The sequence below is a fragment of the Trichocoleus sp. DQ-A1 genome (genome assembly GCF_039961955.1).
In the GTDB taxonomy this organism is placed as follows: Bacteria; Cyanobacteriota; Cyanobacteriia; order Cyanobacteriales; family FACHB-T130; genus FACHB-T130.
On record NZ_JAMPKE010000003.1, the window covers coordinates 172546 to 197117 of the forward strand.

Here is a 24572-nt window from a genome sequence, read left to right on the forward strand (position 1 = left end):
GTCTCTTGAAAGGAAGAATGCCGAGGTTTAGGTCATTCCAATCGTGAAAACTTCATGACACTGACGAAATTTCTAATTTTTAACTATTCTGCATCGCCTCCCACAATGACATTGCGAATGCGGAGACTTGGCCCACCACAACCAACTGGCAAGCCGTTCTGACCTCCCTTACCGCAGCCGCCGGATTCATCCCAGTAGAAATCATCCCCAATTGCTTCAATATCCGCCAAGGTGCTGAAAACATTCCCCGAAAGCGTCACATCCCGAACGGGTTCGGCAATCTTGCCGTCGCGGATCATCCAAGCTTCAGCGGCGGAGAAAGTAAACATTTCCCCATTTGTCATACCACCCAGCCAGTTACGAGCGTAGACACCTTCTTTGATCCCTGCAAATAAATCCTCCACGGGCGTTGTACCCCGCTCAATCCAAGTATTCGTCATCCGAACAAGGGGGGGATAGTGGTAATTCAGACAACGGGCGTTGCCAGTGGGGGCTTCGCTCAGCTTTCCAGCAGTTTCGCGGGAGTGGAGGCGTCCAACTAAGATGCCATCCTTAATTAGCTGAGTCGTGGTAGCAGGCGTCCCTTCATCATCGTATAAGTAGCTGCCACGATGACCGGGAGGAGCAGCACCGTCAAAGATTTGCAGTTCTTTGGGTCCAAATCGGCGTCCCAGGGTCATCACTTCTAAGATATCCGGGTTTTCATAAGCCATGTCTGCTTCTGAAAGGTGCCCAAAAGCTTCATGGACAAATAAACCGCTGAGAATGGGGTCGATGACGACCGTGTAGGTATTGCCTTTCACAGGAGGCAGAGAGAGGGCGTTCACGGCACGGAGAGCAGCACTCCGAACCTGATCGTCCAAATTTGTTAAGTCTTCGTAGGCTTTGCGGGAGCCAGTCGTTTCGCGTCCAGTTTGCACGGTTTCGCCATTCCGCGCAGTGGCGGCAAAGCGCATTTCCATATCTACCCAAGACTGCTCAATCAGCGTTCCGTCTGAGGTGGCGAGGATAATTCGCTGGGAACTGTCGCTGTAGCGCACAGAGGTGGTGGTGATTGAAGGGCTAGCGCTTTTGAGGATTTCAGTGTAGCGATCGCACAATTGCTTCTTGGTTTCCAGCGATATCTCTCGCGGATCGCTGCCTTCTAGGGGAAGTTGGCAAGTCGCCTGTACTGGCTCAATCGGAGCCAACAGGGTTTCTTCATCGCCAATAATCCGAGCGGCAGCGATCGCTTCTTCAATTCGGTCTGCTAAGGTAGAAAGCTGATTAAAGCTGGCAAAGCCCCAGCCGCCCTGGTAACAAGCCCGGACTTGTCCACCAATGGAGATGCCTTCAGTGAGGGTTTCGACCTTATCGCCGCGCAAAAAGATATCAGTTCCTTCGGCTTCTTCTATCCGAACTGCCAAATAATCGACTTGAGGTGAGTAACGAGCGATTAAGTCGGCGAGCAAGTTTTTGGCATCAGCCAGTAAGGTCGGCATTTGTCTTGCAGCAACATTGATAAACTGCTTCCATTGTGCAATTATTTGGTCTCACCTTGCCACTGGAAGCAGGAAACGAGGAGCGGGGGAGGTTATGGTAATCAATAGAGATACAAAATACGAAAACCCCTTTTCCCTAGGAAAAGGGGTTTTTAAAGTCAGATGCACCTGTTACTACCTGGACAAGAATCTCTAATATTAAAGAGGCATTTCATTGATGGATGGCGGTGGTGATGCCGCAGCATCGTAAATTCTTAATTCTTGGACGTTCCAACGGTTGAGAATTGCTTCAGCTTGACGCACCTCTGCTTCTGTGCCCTCAACGATCAAGAAATAGTCCCCATGATGAATGCGATCGTTGTAAATTGCGGCTTGCTCATCAGGAATCCCGTAGCCAGTCAAGGCACCTAATAAGCCGCCTGCGGTTGCACCAATCACACCACTGGTTAAAGTAGTCGCTAAAGCCGTGGCTGCCACCCCAATAATGCTAATTGGCCCTAATACGGGAATGGCGGCAATGGTGCCTAGTCCCAGCGCCAAACCCAAGACGCTTCCGGCTGCACCACCCGCGATCACGCCAAGGGTCGTTCCTTCTTGCGCTTTAGAAGTCGGTGGCGGGGATACTTGCTCAGGCTCTTTGTTGATTGCAGAAACCTGATTCATTGGAAACCCACCGGCTTTTAATTCCTGAATTGCGCCTTCTGCATCTTGCAAGCTTGAGAACACGCCAAAAGCTCGTTTTGGCTGAGTAAGCACCATTACCCTTTCCTCTCTAACTCTTTAGGAATCTATTCGTGATTTTGCCACAAGCGAAATCAAATTACAGTTTCACCGTTATTACACAGGACTTATCCAGTTGCCCTGAACTAAAGCCCACTAAAGTTCCGGCTTCATCGCTCAAAGCCATGAAATGGATTGGTTTGAGTTCTTTTAGTCAGTTTAAACTGACTTAGGCTTTCAGCCAGGAAATTGATTTCCTGGTTTCCAGGCCCTAAGTCCTAGTAAAGTTAATTTTTCTGGGCTGGCGCAACTTTCGCTTGAACAGCTACTGTCTTAACCCCCTTGATTTCCTTCGCCAACGGTTCTATTTTTGCCACTTGATCTGGCTTTTCTACAGTTCCTACAACTGTTACAGCTCCGTCTTTAGCATCAATTTCTAATTTGCTGCTGGGCAAGTTCGCTTCTAACTTGCTACGAACCTCGCTTTCCAAGTCGCTATCAGCTCTTTTTAGGGGGTCGCCAGCAGCATTATTACGTTGCTCGCGTGCCCGAATATCAGATTCTAGCTGTCTTTTGCGGACATCACTCGATGCATCATTCTTCGCGCCTTGATCGGGTTGTGCTGAAGCATCAGCCGAAGGTGATGCTGGGGCACTGGCATTTGGACTGGCGGCTCCGGTTGCAGCAGGCGAAGAAGTCTGACTTGAATCAGAATCCGCTCCACCAGCCGTTTTCTCATTGTTGTCGCAAGCAGCAACACTGACTAACAAGACGCCACTAAACAGTAATGTTAAAAACTTGTTCATTTTTCAATTCCTCACTTCGAGCAGATAAGAGGTGGAAGTATTTTTCCTTCCACCCCATTCAATCGTTCTCAAATCAGCCTAAAGAGTCTGTTCCCGACGGTCGATAATTTGAACCGGGGTATCCGTGCGTGGAGTTGTATCAACTACTGGAGTTTGATAGGTACCACTGGGATCGGCAATATCAGATGTGCGAGTTGTCGTTGTAGTGGTTGTATTGGTGGCAGGAGCATCGTAGATACCCCAATCTTGAATTCCCCGATGACTGAGAATCGCTTCGGCACGACGGATATCGTCGTCGCTGCCGTCTACCATTACTAAATAATCCCCACGGGATACTCGATCGCTATAGTGTCTGGCTCTTTCTTCAGGAATTCCCAAACCGATTAATGCACCTAAAAGACTTCCTGCGGCTGCACCAATGGCACCGCCAGAAAGGGTTGTAGCAATAGCGGTGCCTGCTGCTCCCGCTAGCATGACAGGGCCAAGTCCCGGAATTGCCAAGGCTCCCAGACCAACGAGCAAGCCTGTTAGACCGCCCAAAGTACCGCCGGTGACGGCACCTGCTTTCGCACCTTCGTCGGCTTTATTGCCAACGCGATCGCTTACATCGGCACCAGCAATGTCGTTTCCTTTGTCCGCGTCACGAGCTACTACGGACACGTTGTCCATAGAAAAACCAGAATTTTTTAGTTCAGTCAGTGCTACTTCGGCGTCTCGATAGTTTGAAAATACGCCAACAGCACGCTTATGTTGTCCTAACATCAGTGTTTTCTCCGATTGCCACTGAACCTAACCAAATTGTGTTACTAACACAGCAGCATTAGTCTGTCAGTAACAGTTCAATTCTTGCTTTTTATTTGACCAAAGCCATCAATCTTCAGATATAACTTCAATCTCCAATTTTCTGTTTTTTTGCAATTCCCCATCTTCCTTAGGAATTAGATCGTTACTAATTGAGGGAGTTGCACTTTGACCGTCTACTCTTTATTAACAATCTTTTTAGGGGTCTTCAACTAGCAAGCACAGTAAGAGTTTGAGAAACAAAAGCTTATTTTCTTAACAAAAAAACATATATTAGGAAACGCTAGTAAAAAGAAAACAAATAGTTAGAGTTCTGTAGACTGTTAAATAGGAAGCGCAAGAAGTGATAGACAAAAAAATTTTTCTCCTATTCAATGATTTTATTAAAAACAGAGGACTTTAATTTTTGGGTCAAAACAGGGAAGTATAAATAAGGTCTACTGGGTTGTTTTATCAAGTTGTCAGATTGAGGAGTTTCAGATGCGGTACTTATTATTAATTTTTGTGTCTTCCCTACTAAGCTTGGTGTCCGGACAGGCGATCGCGCAGGCAGAGTCCCAAAGGCTGGGTGTAAGCCGCCAAATCCCTTCGAGTTCAGCTTCGGATCAAAGTTTCTGGCCCCAAGCTCAGCGATTGGTACAAACTCAAATCAATTTAATTAATCGAATCGAAAGAGCGAGTGGGTCTCCCGAACCCTACCCGGCTTTTGCGGCGGAGGGGCAAATCCTCCTCCACCAGGGAGAAGTAGACCGCTTTCTCAAGAGCCAATATCCCAATCCTGCTTTGCTGTGTACCCGCACGAACGGCGTTACCCCGGCAGGCTCTAATTTAACCTTAGAGCAGGCGCAGGTGTACTGCGCTCTCTATGCTTCGACGCAGCAATTATTGCCCCTGCGTCCGGTGCTAGAACGGCGACAGTCCATTCTCGCTCCTACCAGAGGAAATCCTTTGGCAATTGGTCAACCGTCGATTTTGACCGTACCTCCTCAGCGTTTGGCGGTTCCAGTGCCCAGATTTCCCGCTCCGGAACCGCCAGTCGTTGGTGTAGCGGCAAAGACACCGATTTCTGGCTATCAGCCGCCAATTCAGCCAGCGATCGCGCCCTCCCAGCAAACAGTGACAACCCTACAAACTGCCAAAAAGTTCTTGGGGCAAGCTGTGGCAGCATTTCCCCCCTCCGCCCGTTTTACTGATATCGCGGAAACGTACCAATTAAACGAACGCAACTCTTACGCCCTATATCGGCAAGAGCCAAGCCTGTATAGCGAATTTCTTTCTCAACCCAACACCGGCATTGCCCGCGTTTTACCCTCTGAGGCTTACCGTCAACAACTGAATCCGCTAGGAAATCGCCTCTCGCCCAGCGTAGCAGAGCGTTTCCCATTTCCAGCCTTGCTGCGGGGAGTTGGCGGCGGTAGCGATGAGGAATCTACTCCCTCATCGGTGCGAATTGGTCCTGGGGAAGAATTTACTCCGCGCTTTGCGGTTCGGATGGAAGGGGGCAACTTTGAGATTGCCCAGCAAGGGCTAGATTATGGCTTTATGGTGGATTTGGGAGAAGTCCCCTTAGAAAACCTCGATCCCACCTTGAAGAAAGTCCGCGCCTTATCGCCGCAAACACGCCAGTTTTTCCTGAATTATCGTCCGCAGAATCAATTGGCATCGATTCAGGTAGATCGACAGCGGTTTATCACGGGAAAGCTGGGTCAGGTGGCTTTCAGCGAACCCGTGCAACAGACGAGAGCGATCGCATCCTCGATCGACCGCCTCTCCCCAAATGCACCAGCGATGCTGAACCACACCTACTTAATGCGATTAGTCCAATTCCAGGTGCCGGAAGTGGTTCAGACGGGAGGTATCGTTTCCAGGGAACAACGCCGCTATCTTGACCAAATTTTAGAATTGCCCAGTAGCGATGTCCTGGTCGCCTTCCGTCCCGTCAGCCGCCGTGCTGATGGCAGTTACACGGTTTTATGGCAAGTGCTAACTCAGTTTCCAGATCCCCAGATTGAAGATGTGGAGAAGTACATCAAGTTGCAGTAGTAAGTAATCGGTGATTTTATTTCGAGCCAAGACGCAAAGAAGTTATTCTTTGCGTCTTGCCTTGACATTATTTTTTCCCTTGATTCTGAAGGAAATCGTCAACTACTGCTTGCGCTTGGGGCGGAATTTCCGTGACGAGACGAATCGGGAAAGCATCGGTTGAAGCCAACTGAGCATATTCTGGGGTGAGGAAAATTGCGTACTTGGCAGCATCATCGGTGAGTTGTCCTGCCATTGCCAGCGCGATCGCTTTCATGTAGCTGCGGATGGCAACTGCTTGTTCGCCGACGATTTCCCCGCCCGTGTAAAGTGTATTTGGTTGTCTCGCTTGATCTTGGGTAGTGCTAGGATCTTTCACACTTAAATGGGTGCTTCCCACTACACCCACCAGCCATTTTGGAGCGGGTATTTTAGAAAATCCAATAATTTGTTCGGTTAAAGCCGGAGTCGTCTTATCGGCGGAAGCGGCTTCAATTAAAGTGGGGACTTGCACAGCGCTTAAACCTGTTTCGCCAAAGAGCAAAGACGTGGTGGGATTGAACGCGATCGCTGCTTTGACTCTGGGATCTCGCAGTTGATAGCGGTCTTCTGGAAGTCCGCTCGCAAAACACTGGGAAGCTTCCCCAAGATTGAAGGAAATTACATTCCCTTTACAGCGCTCTTTTAAAGACGCTAATTGCAACTCGGCACCCGCAACCGATAAAGCGGTACTACCCCCCAGAGAATACCCGATTACCATGACGCGATCGGGTGCCAGTTTCCCCTGAAGTTCCCCGGCTTGATTCAGCTTTTCTAGTTCGTCGATAACAAAACTGATATCCTTGGGACGATTCAAAAACTCCTGAGCATCCAATAAGGGAGCTTTGCCTCTAACTACCTGCTTCACATGACTTTCGTTACTCCCAGGATGTTCTAAGGCTGCCACTACATAGCCATAGGATGCCAAATGCTCTGCCAGGTAGCGCATATCAGTGCGAACCGAACCTAAGCCATGCGATAGAACAATCATCGGCTTGGCAGGAGAAGCCGCTTCCGACCAGTAAACATCAAGGGGAATTTCCCGGCGGCGCTGGGTATCATTGAGTTTCAAGTTCAGCACCTGCACGGATGCAGTTCCCGGTAGCGTCGGATCGAAAGGTAAATTAAGTTGGGGGCGCTTGACAGTCAGTTGGGGGGCAATCTCTGCCATAAACCACTGAGTTTGCCAAAAAGCGCTGTTAAAATTTTCGACAACTTTAAACGCCCGACTTAAGTCTATATCAAGCGTTTGACGGGGATAAGCTTCGATAAAGCTGAGTAAAGACAGTCCTTCTGGTGCCCTAGCCCCTAATACGAGTCCCGATCGTACATCTAGCACCCCGACATTATCCTGACGCGATGTTGTGCTAGCCAAAGAAGATGCGATCGCGCTGCCAATCTGAGTATCGAGTAACCGACTCACTTGCACAACATCAATATCAAATTTTGCCCTCAGCGCTGATAGGATTTGGCTTCGTTGTTGAGAAGACAGGTTTCTTGCAAAACTTCTCAGAGACGATGGGGTCGTTCCCGTTTCCGCAAGCTGGCGGAGATCCCCGATATTAATGGATTCAGTAGAGGAGCCTTTCCGAACCACGATGGTTTGAGCGGCTTGTACAGAAGGGGTCGCGCCGCTGATGTAGGCGCAACCACTGAGGACGCTGATAACTGACAACAGCCATCTCAAGCGCGATCGCATGAATATTTCTCCTTTCTTGTGCTTTTTGGCTATCTGCTTGCAATTATTGTAGGGGCGCGCGGCTGTACGCCCCTATAGATGTATACCGTGCAATTTATCCTTCACAGGCACGAAGCGGATGACGTTAGGTTGTCGCCTTTGTCTGTCTGGGTGTGACTTTATTTGCATCTGTGACGAAGAATCGGCGCAGGATTGACACGAACTTGCCTGCACAAACCCTCGCGTCTTATCAGACTCAGAATCGAGTGTCGCCATTGCCTTCCAGAGGTCTTCTGCTTTCACCCAGACTGGAGAGGATTTGTAGCAGGAGACATCCAAAATCAAAAAGCGATCTGATTTTTCGTTGGAAGCAGCTACCGGAGAAATGCATCCTCCCTTTTCCTAACCGATTGCTTTACGCAGGTAGTTGATTAAAACAAAATTTGCCTTCAATTATAGAAGAATCTCATCCTCACCTTATCAGCCTTTTTTATGAGAGTGTAAAATTTGACCTTATGCGGTACATATACTGGGTAGAAAACGATCGCCTTTGTACCACTTGATGCCTTACGATAAGGGTTGATGAAAACCGATACTCTCTTTTATAGCCTTTTCCAAGAATTTCCCAGCATCTTCTTTGAACTAATTGGTCGTCCCTTTGAGGATGCCAACACTTATCAATTTTCTTCTGTTGAACTCAAGCAAACAGCTTTCCGCATTGATGGATTATTTCTCCCCGTTCCCGATTCTCCAGAACGACCGATCTACTTTGTAGAAGTTCAGTTTCAGAAAGATCCAAAGCTATACTCTCGCCTGTTTTCTGAAATTTTCCTCTACCTCCACCAGTCCGTACTAACTAAAGATTGGTGTGCTGTCGTTGTGTATCCCAGACGCAGCTTAGAACCCACTGAGATAGTGCCGTATCGCACATTGCTAGCCAGCGAGCAAGTGCAGCGAGTCTACTTGGATGAATTAGGAGAAGCCGCCGACGAGTCTCTTGGTATCGGCATTGTGCAATTAGTCGTGGAGAGAAAAGCAAGAACTCTTAACAAAGCTAAGCGGTTACTTGAGCAAGCGAGACAAGGGATTGAAGATGAAAACAGCAGGCAAAAGTTTATAGAATTAATAGAGACGATCCTGTTGTACAAATTTACCCAATTGAGTCGTGAGGAATTGGCACAAATGTTGGGAATAGATGACGAATTCAGACAAACAAGGATGTACCAATCAATTAAGCAGGAAGGCAAGTTAGAGGGCAAGTTAGAAGGCAAGTTAGAATCTGTGCCTCAGTTTTTGGCAATGGGATTGAGTATAGAACAGGTAGCACAGGGATTGGGATTAACAATAGAGCAAGTACAACAAGCGGCTCAGAAGCAGTAAGACAATTAAGAACCATTTAGTCTTGCGAGTGAATTTGCTGAAGACAGCAAGCAGTAAAAGCAGCAGGCTTGAGGGGCGATCGCTTGTGACTGAATTTTATTGAGAGCGATCGCATCTGGCTTTGTGTTCTTTCTGTTCCCAGCTAAGCTTTTAGATACTCTACCATCAGTAACCTAAGCAAATGCCTCAGATTCAACACATGGTTCTGCTCAAATTTAAACCAGAAATAACGTCGGAAAAGATTGCAGATTTGTTAAACAAACTGGGTGAACTTCAGCAATTAATTCCAGGCATTACCTACTATGCTGGGGGAGCCTATTCTAGTCACGAGGGGCTGAACCAGGGCTATAACCACGGATTTTTGATGGCATTTGAGAGCGCGGATGCCCGCGATTTCTATCTGCCGCATCCCGAACACGAACGAGTGAAGTCTGCGATATTAGAATGCTTAGATGATTTCATCATCTTTGATTTTGAAGCTTAATAGTCTTTGAAGAGATTGGGACGATAGGGAAGCGATCGCTATCTTTTCCTCACGCCTCTGTTTCCCTTTCCCAAAATTTTAAAGGCGCACAATTCATTGTGCGCCTCTAAATCTTGATTGCGATCGCGCGAGTTACTGCTTGTCTTTTTCGCTGGATTTCGGCTTGTATGTCGAAGCAACGTGCAATTCCTTCAACTGCTTTCCATCAACACCAGAGGGCGCATCTGTCAATAAACAACGAGCCTGCTGTGTTTTCGGGAAAGCAATCACATCCCGAATCGATTCTTCCCCTGCTAAGAGCATCACCAAGCGGTCTAAACCGTAGGCAATTCCCCCGTGTGGCGGCGTGCCGTATTCAAACGCCTCTAGGAGAAATCCAAACTTGGCATAAGCTTCCTCTTTCGCCAAGCCAATAGCTTCAAACACTTGCTCTTGAACCTCGCGCTGGTAAATCCGCCGACTTCCACCGCCAACTTCCACGCCGTTGAGAATCAGGTCATAAGCTTGCGCCCGTGCCGTCTTCAGGTCGTGCAAATCATCGGGATGGGGAGCCGTAAACGGATGATGCAGTGCTTCTAGGCGCTTCTCATCCGCATTCCACTCAAACATGGGGAAGTCTGTCACCCAAAGCAGGTTGTTTTTGTCAGGATCGATGAGTCCCAATTCGCGACCAATCACCTGGCGCAATCTGTCGAGGGTTTTATTAACCGTATTCGTATCGCCCGCACCAAATAGCAAAAGATGACCGGATTTTGCACCTGTGCGACTTAGCAATTCTTGTTTTTGCGCTTCGGTGAGGTTGTCTTTAATCGCGCCAATGGTGTCGAGTTCGCCGTCATCTCGCACGCGAATATAGGCAAGACCCTTAGCACCGGCTTCGCTAGCTTCTTTAAATAGGTCACCGCCTGGTTTAATCCGCACGTTGGAGAAGGCGTCGTTTCCGCCAGGAACGGGCAATACTTTGACGATACCGCCAGAGGCGACAGCGCCGGAAAATACCTTAAACCCAGAATCTTTCAGCAAATCGGAAACGTTGACAAGTTCTAAGCCAAAGCGGGTGTCTGGTTTATCGCACCCGTAGCGATCCATCGCGTCTGCATAAGTCAGGCGCGGGAAGGGACGGGGTAAGTCGATGCCTTTGACCGTTTTGAAGATATGGCAAACTAAACTTTCGTTGAGCTGGAGAATCTCTTCTTGAGACATGAAGCTCATCTCCATGTCTAACTGAGTAAATTCTGGCTGTCTGTCTGCGCGTAAATCTTCATCTCGGAAGCAACGAGCAATCTGGTAATAACGGTCATAGCCGGATACCATCAGCATTTGCTTAAATAGCTGCGGCGACTGAGGAAGCGCATACCACTCGCTGGGATTGACGCGGCTGGGTACGAGGTAATCCCGTGCGCCTTCGGGAGTCGATTTGGTGAGAATCGGCGTTTCTATTTCGATGAAGTTTTCGGTATCTTCTAGGTAGCGACGGATGGCTTTGACGACTTGGTGACGCAACTGGAGGTTGCGAGTCATGCGATCGCGTCTTAAGTCTAGATAGCGATACTTCAGGCGCAAGTCTTCGCGCAGGGATTCTGTGTCTCCCGCCCCTACTTGGAAGGGCAGCTGCTTGTATACCTGATTGAGCAGTTCAATTTTGTCTGCGTAAATTTCAATTTCGCCAGTCGGGAGGCGAGGATTGAGCGAGTCTTCGGGACGTTTGCTGACTCGACCTGTAATTCTGAGGACGTATTCGTTGCGCTGATTTGCCGCCTCTGCGTAAGAGTCAGGCGTCCGCACTGGGTCGCTGATAATTTGAACGATGCCAGTGCGATCGCGCAAATCTAAAAATATCACCCCCCCGTGGTCGCGGCGACGGTCTACCCATCCACACAAGGTGACAGTTTGTCCAATATGTTCGCTTCTAGGTTCGCCGCAGTAATGGGTTCGCATGGTTGCCGATCGAATGCTTGCTGAAAGATTGGGATTTAAAGGTAACAAAATGTGAAAGCTTTGCCCATTATCCTGCATTCTTTGTAATTCTGTTCAAACTGCTAGGGGCTGAACCTAGCGAACCTCTAACAATTCCTGACATTGGTACCAAAATAACTAAAGCTCAACCAACGCTTGGTTGAGCCATATTTTTGCATTTTGAGCGATTGGGATACGTCGCAGTGACCCTAAACTAGGCAAGATCCGAATCATTGCGGCATCGTCTACGCGATCGCTATCCTGATTTTTTTTAGTGAATACGGCTTTACTTCCCTGGTTTACCCAGTCCTATCGCTTTTTCCACGATTTATCGCTTTTATTGGCTGTTTTTTTCTTAAGCTCTAGGATTGACATCCTTCGCCATTTCCCGGAAGTCGTCCGGATTGCTATGAGCCTCTGGTGAGGATTTCATCTCTGTTGGCTGGGGCATTTTCCGGGCAGCACCTGTTGCAGCTTCAGCCGCTTGGGCACCAGCACCACTCTGGTCAACTTCACTAACGCTAAATTCTTTTGATGCTGCGTAGTCAGCGTCGAAATCGACACTTTGCGTTGCTTCTTCACCTGCAACCATGCGTTCGGCAGCTAGCTGGGCATCTTGAGTTGTCGCTTGATTCGGATCGGGTTTCACTTCTTCAGTCATAAGTAACTCCTATTTATTTAGACTTTTTTATCTGCAATTTAGATTTTAAAGGAGCGATCCCCGTTCCTCTGACCCTCTTGAGATAGATCCTTAGCCAACTCTCAATCTGCAAAACCGAGTGAGTCAAACTCTCTCTCTTGGAGGGCGATTTTAACCCACCAAGTTTGCAACTCTTGGAAATATTAACCTCATTCTTGGATAAAGTTTATGACTACAAACCAAAAATCTCAAGCTCTTTCCAGTGAAACTCAAAAAGTGGTTGAGGCTTTTGAAGCGTTGAACACGGATGACAAACTAGCATGGTTTTATTACGTTTATGAAAAGATGGGAGATTCGATTACTCCCGCTGCCCCAACTGCAACCGATCCAGAACTAGCTCCGAAGCTGTTAGGAGAATTTTTTGATTTGGATGACGATCGCCAGTTGGCAATTATGCGAGAAATTGTCAATCGCGAAAACACAGAATATTCCCATGCTTATGGGGCTTTGAAAGAGAATAATCAGTTAATGGTTTGGTATGCTTGGGCGCAGGGTATGGGTGATACGGTCGTAGATGTACCCTCGGACTACCAAGCAAATAACCCCGTTAACGACCTGATGGGTCAAATTGAAGGTCTTGACTTTGAGGGACAAATTTCCATGTTCCGGACAATCGTGAGCAACATGGGCTATACGGACGTGAAGCCAATTCCCTCTCAAGCTGAAACTGGTAAGACTGCCAGCCTGTAAATTATTTCCTTGTGCGATCGCAGGGGCGTATAGCCGTGCGTCCCATGATTTGATCCGAAATGCCATAAAAGAAGAGCGTTCTTGGGATTGAACGCTCTTTTTTGAAATTAAGAAACGGCGACTTTTCCAATATCGCCTGGAGTCAGATGGGAATGCAGCACTTGTCCATCACGAAACCAGACGATGCGTTTCGTGAGACGAGCAACTTCGGGTTCGTGCGTAACCATGACCACAGTGATGCCGCTGGTATTCAGTTCTGTGAAGATGTCCATCACTTCTTCGGTCGTTTTGGAATCCAGTGCGCCAGTGGGTTCATCAGCAAGCAGCAAGACGGGTTTGTTGACAATCGCACGCGCGATCGCGACCCGCTGCTGTTGTCCCCCAGACAGTTGATTCGGTCTGTTATTCAGCCGATGCTCTAAACCAACGCGAGTTAGAGCAACTGTTGCACGTTGGCGTCTTTCAGCACTCGGAATACCCGCATAAACCATCGGTAGCATGACATTTTCTAACGCTGTTAGTTGTGGCAAAAGATGGAATTGTTGAAACACAAAACCAATTTTACGATTGCGAATTCCCGCTAAGTCAGCGTCTTCTAGAGACGATACATCCACGTTATCTAAGTAATATCGTCCGTCGGTGGGTCGGTCGAGACAACCGATAATATTCATCGCAGTGGATTTGCCCGATCCAGACGCCCCCATAATCGCGCAATATTCGCCTTCCTCTACAATTAAGCTCACACCAGCCAGGGCGCGAACTTCTGTATCGCCGACGCCGTAAACCTTGGTAACATCCTCTATACGAATGACGACAGGTTTTTTTGAAGGATTGAGGGCTGAGGACTCAGGAGTGAGTTGTTGATTGCTCATTGAAGGATGGAATAATGGCTAATTGTTCAAAAGCTTTAGCGAGGAACGAGGAATCCTAAACATTGTTCGTGCATTTTAAGCACTCCGCAAAGCCACAATTGGATCGAGTTTAGCGGCTCGTCGCGCCGGGACGACGCCAAAGAATAGCCCAATCCCGCCAGAAACACTGACAGCAATAACAATTGCCACGGGTGAAATGCCAGCTTTCAGAGGGGTGAAAGCGCTGACGAGCGAGATCCCGCCAACGCCAATCAGAGTCCCTAATAAGCCACCCGCCGCTGAGAGAATTACTGCTTCGATGATGAATTGAATCAGGATATCTTGCTCCCGTGCGCCAATCGCCTTGCGAAGTCCGATTTCTTGGGTGCGTTCGGTGACGGAGACGAGCATAATGTTCATGACGCCAATGCCTCCGACAAACAGGGAAATAGCAGCGATCGCGGCTAACATGAATGTCAAGCCGCTGGTAATCGTGTTTACAATGCCCAAAAGGTCTTTTTGACTGCGAACTGTAAAGTCATCTTCACCGTTGATTTTGTGCCGTAGCCGCAGCAGATTTGCCACCTGAAACTGAGCGGCTCCAATGCTGGCTTCGTCTTTGGCGGAGATAGAGATTGCTGTCACTTCAAGACCATAGGGAGACGTATTTCCCACGATCCGATTCGCTAGGGTGGTGATGGGTAAATAAGCCGCTTCATCCGGATTATCTCCCAGCGCCGAACCTTTAGGTTTCATCACACCAACAACTTGAAAGCTGATATTTTTAATCCGCAGTTGTTGCCCAATCGGATCTTGATTGTCAAATAATTTATCTGCTAATTCCGACCCCAGGATGACAATTTGATTACTCCGCTTAATATCAAGCTCGGTAATAAATCGTCCTCGATCCACATCAAAACTTCTCGCTGAGAGATACTCTGGTGTTGTACCGAGAATCAATGTAGTCGTATTTTTGCTGCGGTAGGTAACTAATTGTCTGGAATTGATCTGGGGAGCGACATCTTGGATGGAAGGCACCTGAGACGCGATCGCTCTGGCATCTTCAAGAACTAGCGTTTTCGGCACCTCAAAGGTCGTATTCCGAGTTTTCTGGGAACCAGGAACCACAAATAGCACGTTTGGTCCCAACGACTCAAACTGCTCGGCGGCTAGCCTTTGCGCTCCTTGTCCAATTCCCACCATCGCAATCACCGAGGCATTGCCAATCATAATTCCCAGCATGGTGAGACTGCTACGCAGTTTGTTTGCTACCAGCGTCGTGGCAGCCATTTTGACGCTTTCTACAATATCCATATTCGGTAATCGGTAATTGGTAATCGAGAAGGGGTAATCAGAAACCTGACTAATGACTAATTAGCTATTACCCATTACCAACTCTCCTTATTCCTCTGGCTTGGGTTTGCTATCTTTGGGCAAATCGATGAATACGCGATCGCCTTCGTTGATACCATCTAAAATCTGCGTTTGGTTTTCAATCGATGGGCCAATCGTCACCGCTTTAAACTGCGGTTTGTTCTCCTCATCAGGGACTAACACACCCGTCTTTCCTTTCTCGGTGACAATTGCCACGGTGGGAACGACCAAGGCATTATTCGCAGGTTTCCCCAAAAAAGTCAGGTCAACATTCATTCCCGACCGCAGTTGTTCCTTACCCGTTTCCAGAGCGACCCGCACCTGAAAAGACGTGACATTTTGCTCGACCACCGCTTCCGGCGCAATCAGCTTGACCTTGCCTTTAAACACTTGGTCGGGATAGGCATCTGCCACAATCTCAACCGGCTGTCCCTGGGTAATCTGCCCAACATCTACCTCTGGGACTTTCGCCAGAATTTCTAAATCTCTGGCAATAGCAACAATTGAAGTTGAAGTGGCGGAAGCCGTAGTGGAAGCAGAAGTTGTGGGAGTGACGAAAGCGCCTTCTGTGGCGTATTTCTGCGTCACAATCCCCGAAAAGGGAGCGATGATTACCGTGTCGGAGAGCTGGACTTGCACCGCCTGCATCGAAGCTCTGGCGGCGTCAGCGGCTGCTTTTAACCCAGCAATCTCCTCTCGGCGCGTCCCATTTTCTAACTGTCGTAGAGCCGCCTGCGCTTCTGCGACATCCGCTTCTCGCTGAGAAATTTCCTCGCTGCGACCACCCTTTTGGCTTTGCTGTAAGGCAGATCGCGCTTCTGCTACTGCCGCTTGACGCTGCTGGATTTCTTGGCTAGTGCGGTTTTTGAGTTGCTCCAACCGTCGTTGGGCTTCTCTCAGGTTGGCGCTGGCATTGCGGTACTCTGTCAGCACCTCATCCAACTGGTCTTTAGAAATGGCTCCTTGAGAAGCGAGCTGTTGATTGCGATTGGCTCGTTTTTGTGCCAATTCTACCCGCGCTTCCGCGGCAGAGATTTGAGCTTCAGTCTGGGCAATTTCTTCAGGACGACCAATTTGTACCGATGCTAGATTCGCTTCGGCTTGCTCCAGACGAGCTTTGAATTGGGCAATTTCTTCGGGACGACCCACCCGCGCCGCGGCTAAACGAGCTTTCGCTTGCTCTAGACGGGCTTTTGCCTGATTGATTTCTTCAGGACGGCTCCCAGCTTGAGCTTGTTGCAGTTTGGCTTGAGCTTGCTCCAGATTGGCTTTGGCTTGAAAAAATTGAGCCTGAAGCTGGGAATTCTCCATTTGGGCGATTTTTTGCCCTTGCTGGACTCTATCTCCCTGCTCGACGTATAACTTTGCCAAACGCCCAGATGTTGGAGGGCTGAGATTGACGCTTTGAACGGGCACGACGGTACCGCTAGCGATAATCCGTACTTTCAAGGTTTGCGATTTAACAGGTACGGTCAGGCTCTCAATGTCTAGTTTGGGCGTTGCCCGACCCATGATGAAATAAGTGGTAGAGCCAACTACCAAGATGCTAGACGCTATCAGCCCAATGACCCACCGAGAAGGGTTCTTGACTTTGCTTATTAGTGGAAGTTGCATTCGCGTAGTTTTTAAGTCCGGTAGTACGAATGAACAGACTGCTCAATGAGGGTATTTTTAATGACGATGGGATTCAGCTTTAGCACCAAGGAGTCACACTCAACTGCATTTATCTACAGCAAGTTGCTTATTGTTTCCCTATTTTAGCGAGTTTGAACTTCCTGACGGATCGAACCTTGTTTAGTGTTTCCCGTCAATCCGTTATAGCGATCCCCAAATTGACGTGTAGCTTTGCTCTCGATTTCTGCTACGGTCAGTTAAATTATTGGTAAGGTTGCTGAACATTTCTTCTCTTCGCATTATTTCTTTGAGGCTGCACCGTGCCTAAACGTTTCTCGATATTCCCTCTTCTTGTTTTCCTTGGTTTAGGGAGCGTTGCTCTCCCCGCCTCTGGGCAAGCGCTTGTGCCCTATACGCTACAAATGGAGTCAAAAGAGCTAGAGCAGCAGGGCTTGAACCTGGCACAAGATGCGGCTCAGCTAGCGCGATTCCAACAATACGATTTAGCATTGCCCAGAGCGCGATTGGCGACTCAGCTGGCTCCCACCAGTTATCAAACCTGGTTTTTACTGGGGAGTTTGTTTTTGCAAGCGCAGGAGGTAAATAATGCCATTGATGCCTTGCAACGGGCGAGAACCCTTCAACCCAACGAACCGGGGATTCTATTTGCTCTGGGAAGCGGGCACTTTCAGCAGGAAAAGTATCAGGAAGCTGTTAGTGTTTTGCAAGCTGGGTTAAAGATCAAACCCGATGTCCCGGAGGCTTTGTTTGATTTAGGCAATGCCTATTACAAACTGAAACGGTTTCCAGATGCGATCGCTCAGTACCAAAAGGCGGTTGCTAAGGAAAAGAAATTCTGGCCTGCAATTAATAATATTGGGCTAGTTAAGTACGAAATGGGCGATATAGATGGGGCGCTTGGTCACTGGCGTTCCGCTAGCTCTCTCGATAAGGAGGCGGCAGAACCCCGGTTGGCGATGGCGGTGGCGCTGTATGCGAAGGGCGATCGCGAACAGGGTTTGTCTTTGGGAGAGGCTGCGATTCGGTTAGACAGTCGCTACGCCGATGTAAAATTTCTCCAAGAAAATCTTTGGGGCGATCGCTTACTCACAGAAACGAAAAAGTTCCTGTTAACTCCCAGAATTCAGGAAACAATTGCCCAAAATGACAACGAACCTCGACAACCGCAAAACGCCCCTGAGTGAAGCATGAAGAATAAAGGACGAAGGATAAGATTTTATCCTTCGTCCTTTATTTTTTTGCGGGTAGTTTTAAACGTAAAGGCATAGAAGCTCAAGACAAACCCACAGACACTAGATAGGGTGTAGGGTCTACGCCAAATGCATCGAGAGGCTCAACAGCTTGCTGTTTACTGTGAATGCCCGATTGCTTCGCTGTTTTACTTCCACAGTGCGATCGCGCTTAGGAACATCCCTGCGACAATACACTAAATCCAGTTAACCCTCCGCAGCCAAGGCCAAACGCCTGTCTGCCTTCTCAAGATGACACCTTCACTATGTTCTTTGACGACATCCTTCAATTCTTCAGTGGTCAAGGCGTAGCCTAATTCACGAGCAACTTTTACGAATTCCTCTGGACTAGCTACTTCTTGGAATTTTTCGCGTAAACCTGAATCGTAGGCAGCAGCTTCCAGAAATTGACAGGCACTTTCTTTAGACATTTTGACAATCCCCCTACTCTACTGTGTCTTTTTTAGTTCATGCACTATAGCCATTTTAATCGTGCACTATACTGCTGAAATTCTTTTTTAATCCTATGTTACAGACAGCCGCATCTACCAACCTGAATATTCTTTTAGAAAACCTCCTTTTCCTAGCAATTGTTACGTCTTTTCTTGTCTTTGCGGGTTGGCTTTGGAGACATTCACCTCCCTTCACGATTCCTCAACCACTTCCGCCTTGGTTTAGAGCCTGGTTATTTGTTGTACTGCTAGTGGGAGTGGCGCTTCCCCTAGTAGCAATGGTTCTGTGGGGTGTATGGTGGAATCATCCCAGCGTATTTCAGGTACTGGTGCCGTACTTTGTCATTTTGGGGTTACAAATTTTATCCGAAAGCGTGACAACGAGACGGTTTCAATCCTGTACGTTCGTGATGGTTCCTTGCTTATACCTTCCTTATCGCGTTTGGCAATTATATAGTGGATTGACGCTTCTGAATTGTGAGAGTGGGACAATCTGGATACAGAGATTATTAGTGCTGGAAATTGTCCTTTGGATTTTTAATTACGGCGTACACTTGTCGCAGATTCCCCGGCTTCTTAATTGGGAATTAAAACCTCAAAGTGATTAAAATTTAGCGGCAGTTCTTGAAAGGTAAAAGTATGTGAATAGATGAATTATGGCAGCGTATTCACATCTTAATGTAAGGAATTTATATTAATAATACTTAGTAATTATTTTGATTGGTAGATGAAAAGCACAAACTAGAGTACGATAACGGCTATAGCCGTCCTAAATAATTCGTGAATTATGAGACCTCAACTTCTTAGAGAAGCTGGGGATATGAAGGGTAGCATCTCGCAAATCCAATAGGATTACTATGGATTTAATTAGCAGGAGATTTATAGGATAAATATCAAATTATTATTTTTATAGTATTTATTTTTAGTTTATAAAAAATTCTGGTAAAATTTAATGGCTGCTCTAAATATTCAATGTTGTATATTTGTAGAATCAAAGCGCAGCAAAATACTAAAAAAATTAACAATAAAGTAATAGTAAATTTTAATCACCGGCACTATTTATATTAGGGCAGAAATTTCATCTACAACTTTCAGCCGGTTCTTGCGGACAGCGTAAAGTAGCCGATCAATTGCTCGCTGGTCTTCTTCGCTGATTGCATCTTGCAACAGTGCAGCCATCAGCCCATATCGGTCAGCCAGGGTAATGCTACCAGTGTAGGTAGCTTGAGCAAATAGTTCAGCGATCGCAGAGTCGAGAGGGCAGATTTGAACGGGCATTGTTACGGGTATTAACTCGATACTTCTAATATCAAGCTTTTGCCCGTCTTACTGAGTGATAAACCACTGTAAAAAATGTGACGATACCCTAGATGATCATGCGATCGCGGGTTTAAGTAAAGGTGATGAGCAGCTAATTGCTGAGTGATATAAATCACACAACTAGCCCTGCGGCTGAGACCGATCTGGGTGCGATTCTACCTTGGGCTGAACCACGACCGAAAGATACTCGCGGTAACGACAAATCTTGTCGCCACGAACATCGAAAGCGATCGCCCCTCGGTTTTGATAAGGCTTCCCCCGCAGATGCCCTTGAGAGCGAATCTCGAACACAACGGTCGTCTCGTTACTGGTGAAGCCATCTAGCGTCACCACCAGCTCATTGTTGAAAGCTTCAGACGCATACTCAAAGAAAGCAGCTGCCCGTGCTTTACCGACATTTTCCCCCTGATATTGCCCCACTGGAAACCAGAAGCTAAAGTCATCCGCAAGCATTTCCAAAAACGGTTCCCACTTGCCGGTTCCCATCCCCTGAGTGAAGTGCCCAAATGCACGCTGGGCAGTTTCCATCGTGCTTTGTTGTGTTTGTGCCATGTTTGTAAGCTGCTGCAACTAAATCAATTGTGGCAAAAACAAGCGGAGAGAAGCCGTAGAAATCTCATCGGAACCGCAGGATGCCTGCTTGCACGCTTCGGATGCCGCTACCAGCTACTAGCACCCTCGATATATTGTCCCACCGATAATTAGTGCAGAGGAACTTTCAAAAATGCGGCAAAATTGAGATGCGAATCTTCGGAGACAAGCAGGGATGAATAGCAACCAAAATGAGGGGCAGGCTTCGATTCTGCCCTTACCTGAAGATAGTGACACAATGCGGATACGACCTTGGGGCACAGTCACTGTTTTAGAAGAAGGGCAACGCTACCGGATTAATCGCATTGAACTCAACCCAGGTCATCACATTAGTACCCAAATGCACTATCACCGCAGCGAACACTGGATCGTTGTATCTGGCACCGCCAAAGTGATTTGTGATGGTAAAGAGACAACCTTAATTCAAAAACAGTCAACCTACGTGCCGATGTCTACAGCTCATCGGGTTGAAAATCCAGGGTGTATTCCTCTCGTGATGATTGAAGTCCAAAATGGAGAATACCTTGGAGAAGATGACATCATCCGTTTCGACGACGCGGAAACCTAACATCGCAAAATCAAAGGATATCGTGGTTCTCACTTGAATCAAATACAAGAGCGAACCCCTAGCCTATTCTCTATAAGGGAAGGGGCTAGGGGTTTTATACAAACACAGAAATATAGAAATACTTCTTGAAGGTTCTTTAAAATTGACGAAAAATCTGGATGAACATTACCCTTGCAATTGCAGCTTGACAAGAGTGGAATCCCTCCTATAAACCTTGCAATTGCAGCTTGACAAGAGTGGAATCCCTCCTATAAACCAAAAGGTCTATCACAAATCGTAACTTGATTTGATCTAGCCCTGCCGTCCTGCCCTAGTAAAGATAGCCAAAATCTATTAAATTTGAGGCATTCATTTTAACGAAATTCTGGGAATTTAATTTTTGAAAAAGTCAAGTATTTAATTAAAGTAAAACCTGAAATTTTACGATACTGTAATTTGTTCTCGTATCCAAGTTCTAAAAGCTCTCATTGTCTTATTCCTACCAATAGCTTTTACCTGCCTCAAATACTGAGGAATCACCTCAATAAGCGGTAAATTAGGAAAAATCAGACTAAAATCTGACTCGATATACTTACCGTCTCGTATTATATTAATTTGTAACTTCCCTTTTTCAAATCGCCAAAGCTCAGGCACTCCTAATGCTTCATAAATACTCGGATGAGTGCGAGAAGTTATATCTATCTCTAAGGCTAAATCTGGAGGTGGGTCGATGGATAAGTCTAATTTTTCTTTTCCTCGTACTGCTGCTTCATTTTGAATATAAAAACAGTTATCGGGTTCTATCCCTTTCAGCATATCCCGGTTTTTAAAAGTAGTAGAACCAAGAGGATAAAAATCAATATCTAGTTCTTCTAGAATAATTTCAATAAAGTTGCTGATAAACAGTTTATTGGTTTCATGCTCTGACAAGGGTGTCATGATTTCTAATATTCCATTGTCATAAGCTACTCTTGACGCACGATGTTCGCCTAACTCTTCTAAAATGGTTTCAAATTCTTGCCAGGTTATATCTTCTAGAAAAACTTTATGACCAGGCGGGATATTAAATCGCTTTAATTCCAATAGCATCTTTAAGCCTCATCTTCAATATTAGGAAAGTAAGGTGGGGAATGCCCACCCTACTTTAATTATCGACTAGCGCAACGCACCAGAGGGAATACCCAAAATATCCTCAATCTTGGGCATATCTTCCAAGGAAACTACGCGACCTTCATCCTCAAAATTAGCGATTTGGTCGAAGTTGAGATAGCGATACAAATCACCTGCAAAAGGATGAATTTTCTTCGCCACAATGTCCATGTATTCTTGCACTGTGGGAATGCGTCCTAACATCGCACAAACAGCAGCTAATTCAGCCGAACCGAGATAAACTCGCGCATCTTTGCCCATGCGATTATTGAAGTTGCGAGTGGAAGTTGAAAATACGGTTGTACCGTCATCCACACGCGCCTGATTTCCCATGCAGAGACTACATCCCGGCATTTCTGTACGCGCACCTGCGGCATCAAATACGCTATAAACACCTTCTTCCTTGAGTTGGTGTTCATCCATTCGGGTTGGGGGACAAATCCAGAGGCGAGTTTTAACTGCTGCTTCGCCTTCCAACACTTTCGCAGTGGCGCGATAATGACCAATATTCGTCATACAAGAACCGACGAATACTTCTTGTACGGGGTCATTCTGAACCTCGGACAGCAACTTAACATTATCTGGGTCATTGGGTGCGGCGACGATTGGTTCCTTGATTTCGTTCAAGTCAATCTCGATAATTTCCGCATATTCTGCATCTGAATCGGCTTCCATTAATACGGGATTTGCCAACCATTCTTCCATTTTTGCAACGCGGCGCATGATGGTACGGGCATCTTGATAACCCCGCGCTACCATATTTTTCATCAGCGCTACGTTGGAACGCAGATATTCAGAAACTGTCTCGATACTTAACTTAATTGTGCAGCCTGCACAAGAACGTTCGGCACTGGCGTCGGTAAGTTCAAAAGCTTGCTCAACTTTTAAATTTGGCAAGCCTTCAATTTCCATGATTCGCCCGGAGAAGATGTTTTTCTTATTCTGCTTCTCTGCTGTTAGCAAACCTTTTTGAATTGCTACGTAGGGAATCGCGTTCACAATATCCCGAAGCGTCACACCGGGTTGCAACTCGCCTTTGAACCGCACTAAAACGGATTCTGGCATATCCAAAGGCATCACGCCCAAAGCTGCTGCAAAAGCAACTAAGCCGGAACCGGCGGGGAAGGAAATTCCCAAGGGGAAGCGGGTGTGGGAGTCGCCGCCCGTTCCTACGGTATCGGGTAGCAACATCCGGTTTAGCCAAGAATGGATAATGCCATCGCCAGGACGTAAGGCGACGCCACTGCGAGAGGCAAAGAAATCGGGCAGTTCGTGGTGGGTTTTGATGTCAACGGGCTTCGGATAAGCGGCGGTGTGGCAGAAACTCTGCATCACCAAATCTGCACTGAAGCCGAGACAGGCGAGTTCTTTCAACTCGTCGCGGGTCATAGGGCCAGTGGTATCCTGAGAACCAACCGTTGTCATCAGCGGTTCGCAGGAAGTGCCGGGACGCACACCATTGAGTCCGCAAGCTTTCCCGACCATCTTCTGCGCTAGAGTAAATCCCTTGCCGGTATCGATGGGCGGTCGAGGACGGATGAAGATTGGGCTGGGTTCTACTAATCCGAGGGCAATTCTGGTTTTATCGGTGAGGGTGCGTCCAATCAGGAGGGGAATTCGTCCGCCTGCGCGTACTTCGTCGGTGATGGTATCGGGTTTGAGGCTGAAGGTGGATATCACTTCGCCAGATTCGTTGGTAATTTCACCTTTGTAGGGATGAATGGTGATTACCATGCCGGTTTCCATCTGGGTGACATCGCACTGGATGGGTAATGCACCGGCATCTTCGGCGGTGTTGAAGAAAATCGGCGCGATCGCATTCCCTAATATATATCCCCCTGCCCGTTTATTAGGTACGAAGGGTATATCGTGCCCGATGTGCCACAAAACGGAGTTAATCGCAGATTTCCGGGAAGAACCCGTTCCGACGACATCCCCTACATACGCTACGGGATGCCCTTTTTTCTTCAACTCGACAATCGTTTCCAAACTTCCCGGTTGCCGAGATTCCAGCATTGCCAAGGCGTGCAAGGGAATATCCGGGCGGGTTGTGGCATGGGTTGCGGGAGATAAATCGTCGGTGTTCGTCTCTCCGGGCACCTTGAAGACGGTGACGGTAATCGCTTCTGGCAAGGTGGGACGACTGGTAAACCACTCCGCCGCCGCCCAAGCGTCAATGACTTGCTTGGCATAGGAATTCGTCTCGGACAATTCCAAGACATCGTGGAAGGCATCATACACCAGCATGATTTTGCTTAAAGCTGTTGCGGCGGCTGATGCCAATTCATCGTCAGATTTGAGTAAATCTATCAACGATTGCACGTTGTAGCCGCCTACCATTGTTCCCAGCAGTTCTACTGCATAGATGGGAGTCACTAGAGGGCTAATGGTTTCGCCTTTGGCGACAGCGGTGAGAAAGCCAGCTTTCACGTAAGCAGCTAGATCGACGCCTGGAGGAATGCGATCGCGCAGCAATTCCAACAACGTCTCTTCTTCACCCGCTGGAGGATTTTTCAACAAGTCGCACAATTGAGAAGTCTGCTGGGCATCCAACGGCAGTGGTGGAATTCCGAGTGCCGCCCTCTCAGCGACGTGTTGACGATAAGATTCAAGCATTTTCAAGTCTCCTAATCTCAGCAAAATTTGGGGGCGGTAGCGCTTTTATCG

The 24572-nt window shown here is 47.5% G+C and carries 22 protein-coding genes and 1 pseudogene; 7 read left to right on the top strand and 16 right to left on the bottom strand.

The genetic code is table 11. From position 1 onward, the window contains the following. Positions 1-83: 83 nt before the first annotated feature. From NDI33_RS05110 to NDI33_RS05125, 4 genes are all read right to left on the bottom strand, one after another. Positions 84-1481, bottom strand: a complete 1398-nt coding sequence (locus NDI33_RS05110) for a TldD/PmbA family protein (protein WP_190434077.1) — start codon at positions 1479-1481, stop codon at positions 84-86. Between the two features lie 198 nt (positions 1482-1679). Next, positions 1680-2240, bottom strand: a complete 561-nt coding sequence (locus tag NDI33_RS05115) for a DUF1269 domain-containing protein (RefSeq protein WP_190676992.1) — start codon at positions 2238-2240, stop codon at positions 1680-1682. A 248-nt stretch (positions 2241-2488) separates the two neighbouring features. Next, the gene (locus NDI33_RS05120; RefSeq protein WP_190425946.1) at positions 2489-3007 is read right to left on the bottom strand and encodes a BON domain-containing protein; all 519 of its coding nucleotides are present in this window, start codon (positions 3005-3007) and stop codon (positions 2489-2491) included. A gap of 78 nt (positions 3008-3085) precedes the next feature. Continuing rightward, on the bottom strand, positions 3086-3769 hold the full coding sequence (locus NDI33_RS05125) for a general stress protein (RefSeq protein ID WP_242028870.1): 684 nt from the start codon (positions 3767-3769) through the stop codon (positions 3086-3088). A 519-nt stretch (positions 3770-4288) separates the two neighbouring features. Here NDI33_RS05125 and NDI33_RS05130 point away from each other — a divergent pair. After that, positions 4289-5851: a hypothetical protein gene (locus NDI33_RS05130; RefSeq protein WP_190676994.1), complete on the top strand. Its 1563-nt coding sequence runs from the start codon at positions 4289-4291 to the stop codon at positions 5849-5851. A 67-nt stretch (positions 5852-5918) separates the two neighbouring features. Here NDI33_RS05130 and NDI33_RS05135 read toward each other — a convergent pair whose 3' ends face one another. Further along, positions 5919-7568, bottom strand: coding sequence for an alpha/beta hydrolase (locus tag NDI33_RS05135; protein WP_190676996.1), 1650 nt, complete (start codon positions 7566-7568; stop codon positions 5919-5921). Between the two features lie 210 nt (positions 7569-7778). After that, a pseudogene (locus NDI33_RS05140) lies at positions 7779-7991 on the bottom strand (phytochelatin synthase family protein); the annotation flags it as partial. A 138-nt stretch (positions 7992-8129) separates the two neighbouring features. Here NDI33_RS05140 and NDI33_RS05145 point away from each other — a divergent pair. After that, positions 8130-8927, top strand: coding sequence for an Rpn family recombination-promoting nuclease/putative transposase (locus NDI33_RS05145; protein WP_190676998.1), 798 nt, complete (start codon positions 8130-8132; stop codon positions 8925-8927). Between the two features lie 181 nt (positions 8928-9108). Next, positions 9109-9411 (top strand): Dabb family protein, encoded by a 303-nt coding sequence (locus NDI33_RS05150; protein WP_199302510.1) that lies wholly within the window; start codon positions 9109-9111, stop codon positions 9409-9411. Positions 9412-9543: 132 nt separating this feature from the next. Here NDI33_RS05150 and aspS read toward each other — a convergent pair whose 3' ends face one another. After that, positions 9544-11349, bottom strand: a complete 1806-nt coding sequence (aspS, locus tag NDI33_RS05155) for an aspartate--tRNA ligase (RefSeq protein ID WP_190667424.1) — start codon at positions 11347-11349, stop codon at positions 9544-9546. A gap of 373 nt (positions 11350-11722) precedes the next feature. Beyond that, complete coding sequence (locus NDI33_RS05160) at positions 11723-12028, bottom strand: hypothetical protein (RefSeq protein ID WP_190528200.1); 306 nt, start codon at positions 12026-12028, stop codon at positions 11723-11725. A gap of 207 nt (positions 12029-12235) precedes the next feature. Between NDI33_RS05160 and NDI33_RS05165 the strand changes: the two genes are divergently transcribed. After that, positions 12236-12757, top strand: coding sequence for an orange carotenoid protein N-terminal domain-containing protein (locus tag NDI33_RS05165; RefSeq protein ID WP_190413679.1), 522 nt, complete (start codon positions 12236-12238; stop codon positions 12755-12757). 107 nt (positions 12758-12864) lie between these two features. On the opposite strand, the gene NDI33_RS05170 is transcribed toward NDI33_RS05165, so the two are convergent. The 3 genes from NDI33_RS05170 to NDI33_RS05180 form a co-directional block, all read right to left on the bottom strand. Further along, on the bottom strand, positions 12865-13629 hold the full coding sequence (locus NDI33_RS05170) for an ABC transporter ATP-binding protein (protein ID WP_190434062.1): 765 nt from the start codon (positions 13627-13629) through the stop codon (positions 12865-12867). A 75-nt stretch (positions 13630-13704) separates the two neighbouring features. After that, positions 13705-14922 carry an ABC transporter permease gene (locus NDI33_RS05175; RefSeq protein ID WP_190676999.1) on the bottom strand — a complete coding sequence of 406 codons (1218 nt, stop codon included), beginning with the start codon at positions 14920-14922 and terminating at the stop codon, positions 13705-13707. A gap of 87 nt (positions 14923-15009) precedes the next feature. Next, positions 15010-16596 (bottom strand): efflux RND transporter periplasmic adaptor subunit, encoded by a 1587-nt coding sequence (locus tag NDI33_RS05180; RefSeq protein ID WP_190413673.1) that lies wholly within the window; start codon positions 16594-16596, stop codon positions 15010-15012. Positions 16597-17000: 404 nt separating this feature from the next. Here NDI33_RS05180 and NDI33_RS05185 point away from each other — a divergent pair, with 404 nt between their 5' ends. Then, positions 17001-17801, top strand: coding sequence for a tetratricopeptide repeat protein (locus tag NDI33_RS05185; RefSeq protein WP_348245621.1), 801 nt, complete (start codon positions 17001-17003; stop codon positions 17799-17801). 242 nt (positions 17802-18043) lie between these two features. Here the strand turns inward: NDI33_RS05185 and NDI33_RS05190 are convergent, their stop codons facing one another. Continuing rightward, positions 18044-18277 carry a Nif11-like leader peptide family natural product precursor gene (locus NDI33_RS05190; protein ID WP_190677001.1) on the bottom strand — a complete coding sequence of 78 codons (234 nt, stop codon included), beginning with the start codon at positions 18275-18277 and terminating at the stop codon, positions 18044-18046. Between the two features lie 95 nt (positions 18278-18372). Here NDI33_RS05190 and NDI33_RS05195 point away from each other — a divergent pair, with 95 nt between their 5' ends. Further along, positions 18373-18906 carry a hypothetical protein gene (locus NDI33_RS05195; RefSeq protein ID WP_190677002.1) on the top strand — a complete coding sequence of 178 codons (534 nt, stop codon included), beginning with the start codon at positions 18373-18375 and terminating at the stop codon, positions 18904-18906. A 451-nt stretch (positions 18907-19357) separates the two neighbouring features. Here NDI33_RS05195 and NDI33_RS05200 read toward each other — a convergent pair whose 3' ends face one another. Together NDI33_RS05200 and NDI33_RS05205 are read right to left on the bottom strand one after the other, a co-directional pair. Then, positions 19358-19576 (bottom strand): hypothetical protein, encoded by a 219-nt coding sequence (locus tag NDI33_RS05200; protein WP_190536968.1) that lies wholly within the window; start codon positions 19574-19576, stop codon positions 19358-19360. Between the two features lie 162 nt (positions 19577-19738). Next, a complete protein-coding gene (locus NDI33_RS05205) occupies positions 19739-20170 on the bottom strand; it encodes a nuclear transport factor 2 family protein (RefSeq protein WP_190677003.1) in 432 nt (143 codons plus the stop codon). A 277-nt stretch (positions 20171-20447) separates the two neighbouring features. Here NDI33_RS05205 and NDI33_RS05210 point away from each other — a divergent pair, with 277 nt between their 5' ends. Then, entirely contained in the window at positions 20448-20777 is a 330-nt protein-coding gene (locus NDI33_RS05210) for a phosphomannose isomerase type II C-terminal cupin domain (protein ID WP_190413787.1), read from the top strand. 420 nt (positions 20778-21197) lie between these two features. Here NDI33_RS05210 and NDI33_RS05215 read toward each other — a convergent pair whose 3' ends face one another. Both NDI33_RS05215 and acnB read right to left on the bottom strand, forming a co-directional pair. Continuing rightward, entirely contained in the window at positions 21198-21845 is a 648-nt protein-coding gene (locus NDI33_RS05215) for a Uma2 family endonuclease (protein ID WP_190677004.1), read from the bottom strand. 66 nt (positions 21846-21911) lie between these two features. Further along, a complete protein-coding gene (gene acnB, locus NDI33_RS05220; protein ID WP_190677005.1) occupies positions 21912-24521 on the bottom strand; it encodes a bifunctional aconitate hydratase 2/2-methylisocitrate dehydratase in 2610 nt (869 codons plus the stop codon). Between the last annotated feature and the right edge of the window lie 51 nt (positions 24522-24572).

Bases quoted from the DNA above. Each gene is read 5' to 3' on its own strand.
- NDI33_RS05110 (WP_190434077.1), bottom strand. From the start codon at position 1,481: ATGCCGACCTTACTGGCTGATGCCAAAAACTTGCTCGCCGACTTAATC.
- NDI33_RS05115 (WP_190676992.1), bottom strand. From the start codon at position 2,240: ATGGTGCTTACTCAGCCAAAACGAGCTTTTGGCGTGTTCTCAAGCTTG.
- NDI33_RS05120 (WP_190425946.1), bottom strand. From the start codon at position 3,007: ATGAACAAGTTTTTAACATTACTGTTTAGTGGCGTCTTGTTAGTCAGT.
- NDI33_RS05125 (WP_242028870.1), bottom strand. From the start codon at position 3,769: ATGTTAGGACAACATAAGCGTGCTGTTGGCGTATTTTCAAACTATCGA.
- NDI33_RS05130 (WP_190676994.1), top strand. From the start codon at position 4,289: ATGCGGTACTTATTATTAATTTTTGTGTCTTCCCTACTAAGCTTGGTG.
- NDI33_RS05135 (WP_190676996.1), bottom strand. From the start codon at position 7,568: ATGCGATCGCGCTTGAGATGGCTGTTGTCAGTTATCAGCGTCCTCAGT.
- NDI33_RS05145 (WP_190676998.1), top strand. From the start codon at position 8,130: ATGAAAACCGATACTCTCTTTTATAGCCTTTTCCAAGAATTTCCCAGC.
- NDI33_RS05150 (WP_199302510.1), top strand. From the start codon at position 9,109: ATGCCTCAGATTCAACACATGGTTCTGCTCAAATTTAAACCAGAAATA.
- aspS (WP_190667424.1), bottom strand. From the start codon at position 11,349: ATGCGAACCCATTACTGCGGCGAACCTAGAAGCGAACATATTGGACAA.
- NDI33_RS05160 (WP_190528200.1), bottom strand. From the start codon at position 12,028: ATGACTGAAGAAGTGAAACCCGATCCGAATCAAGCGACAACTCAAGAT.
- NDI33_RS05165 (WP_190413679.1), top strand. From the start codon at position 12,236: ATGACTACAAACCAAAAATCTCAAGCTCTTTCCAGTGAAACTCAAAAA.
- NDI33_RS05170 (WP_190434062.1), bottom strand. From the start codon at position 13,629: ATGAGCAATCAACAACTCACTCCTGAGTCCTCAGCCCTCAATCCTTCA.
- NDI33_RS05175 (WP_190676999.1), bottom strand. From the start codon at position 14,922: ATGGATATTGTAGAAAGCGTCAAAATGGCTGCCACGACGCTGGTAGCA.
- NDI33_RS05180 (WP_190413673.1), bottom strand. From the start codon at position 16,596: ATGCAACTTCCACTAATAAGCAAAGTCAAGAACCCTTCTCGGTGGGTC.
- NDI33_RS05190 (WP_190677001.1), bottom strand. From the start codon at position 18,277: ATGTCTAAAGAAAGTGCCTGTCAATTTCTGGAAGCTGCTGCCTACGAT.
- NDI33_RS05195 (WP_190677002.1), top strand. From the start codon at position 18,373: ATGTTACAGACAGCCGCATCTACCAACCTGAATATTCTTTTAGAAAAC.
- NDI33_RS05200 (WP_190536968.1), bottom strand. From the start codon at position 19,576: ATGCCCGTTCAAATCTGCCCTCTCGACTCTGCGATCGCTGAACTATTT.
- NDI33_RS05205 (WP_190677003.1), bottom strand. From the start codon at position 20,170: ATGGCACAAACACAACAAAGCACGATGGAAACTGCCCAGCGTGCATTT.
- NDI33_RS05210 (WP_190413787.1), top strand. From the start codon at position 20,448: ATGCGGATACGACCTTGGGGCACAGTCACTGTTTTAGAAGAAGGGCAA.
- NDI33_RS05215 (WP_190677004.1), bottom strand. From the start codon at position 21,845: ATGCTATTGGAATTAAAGCGATTTAATATCCCGCCTGGTCATAAAGTT.
- acnB (WP_190677005.1), bottom strand. From the start codon at position 24,521: ATGCTTGAATCTTATCGTCAACACGTCGCTGAGAGGGCGGCACTCGGA.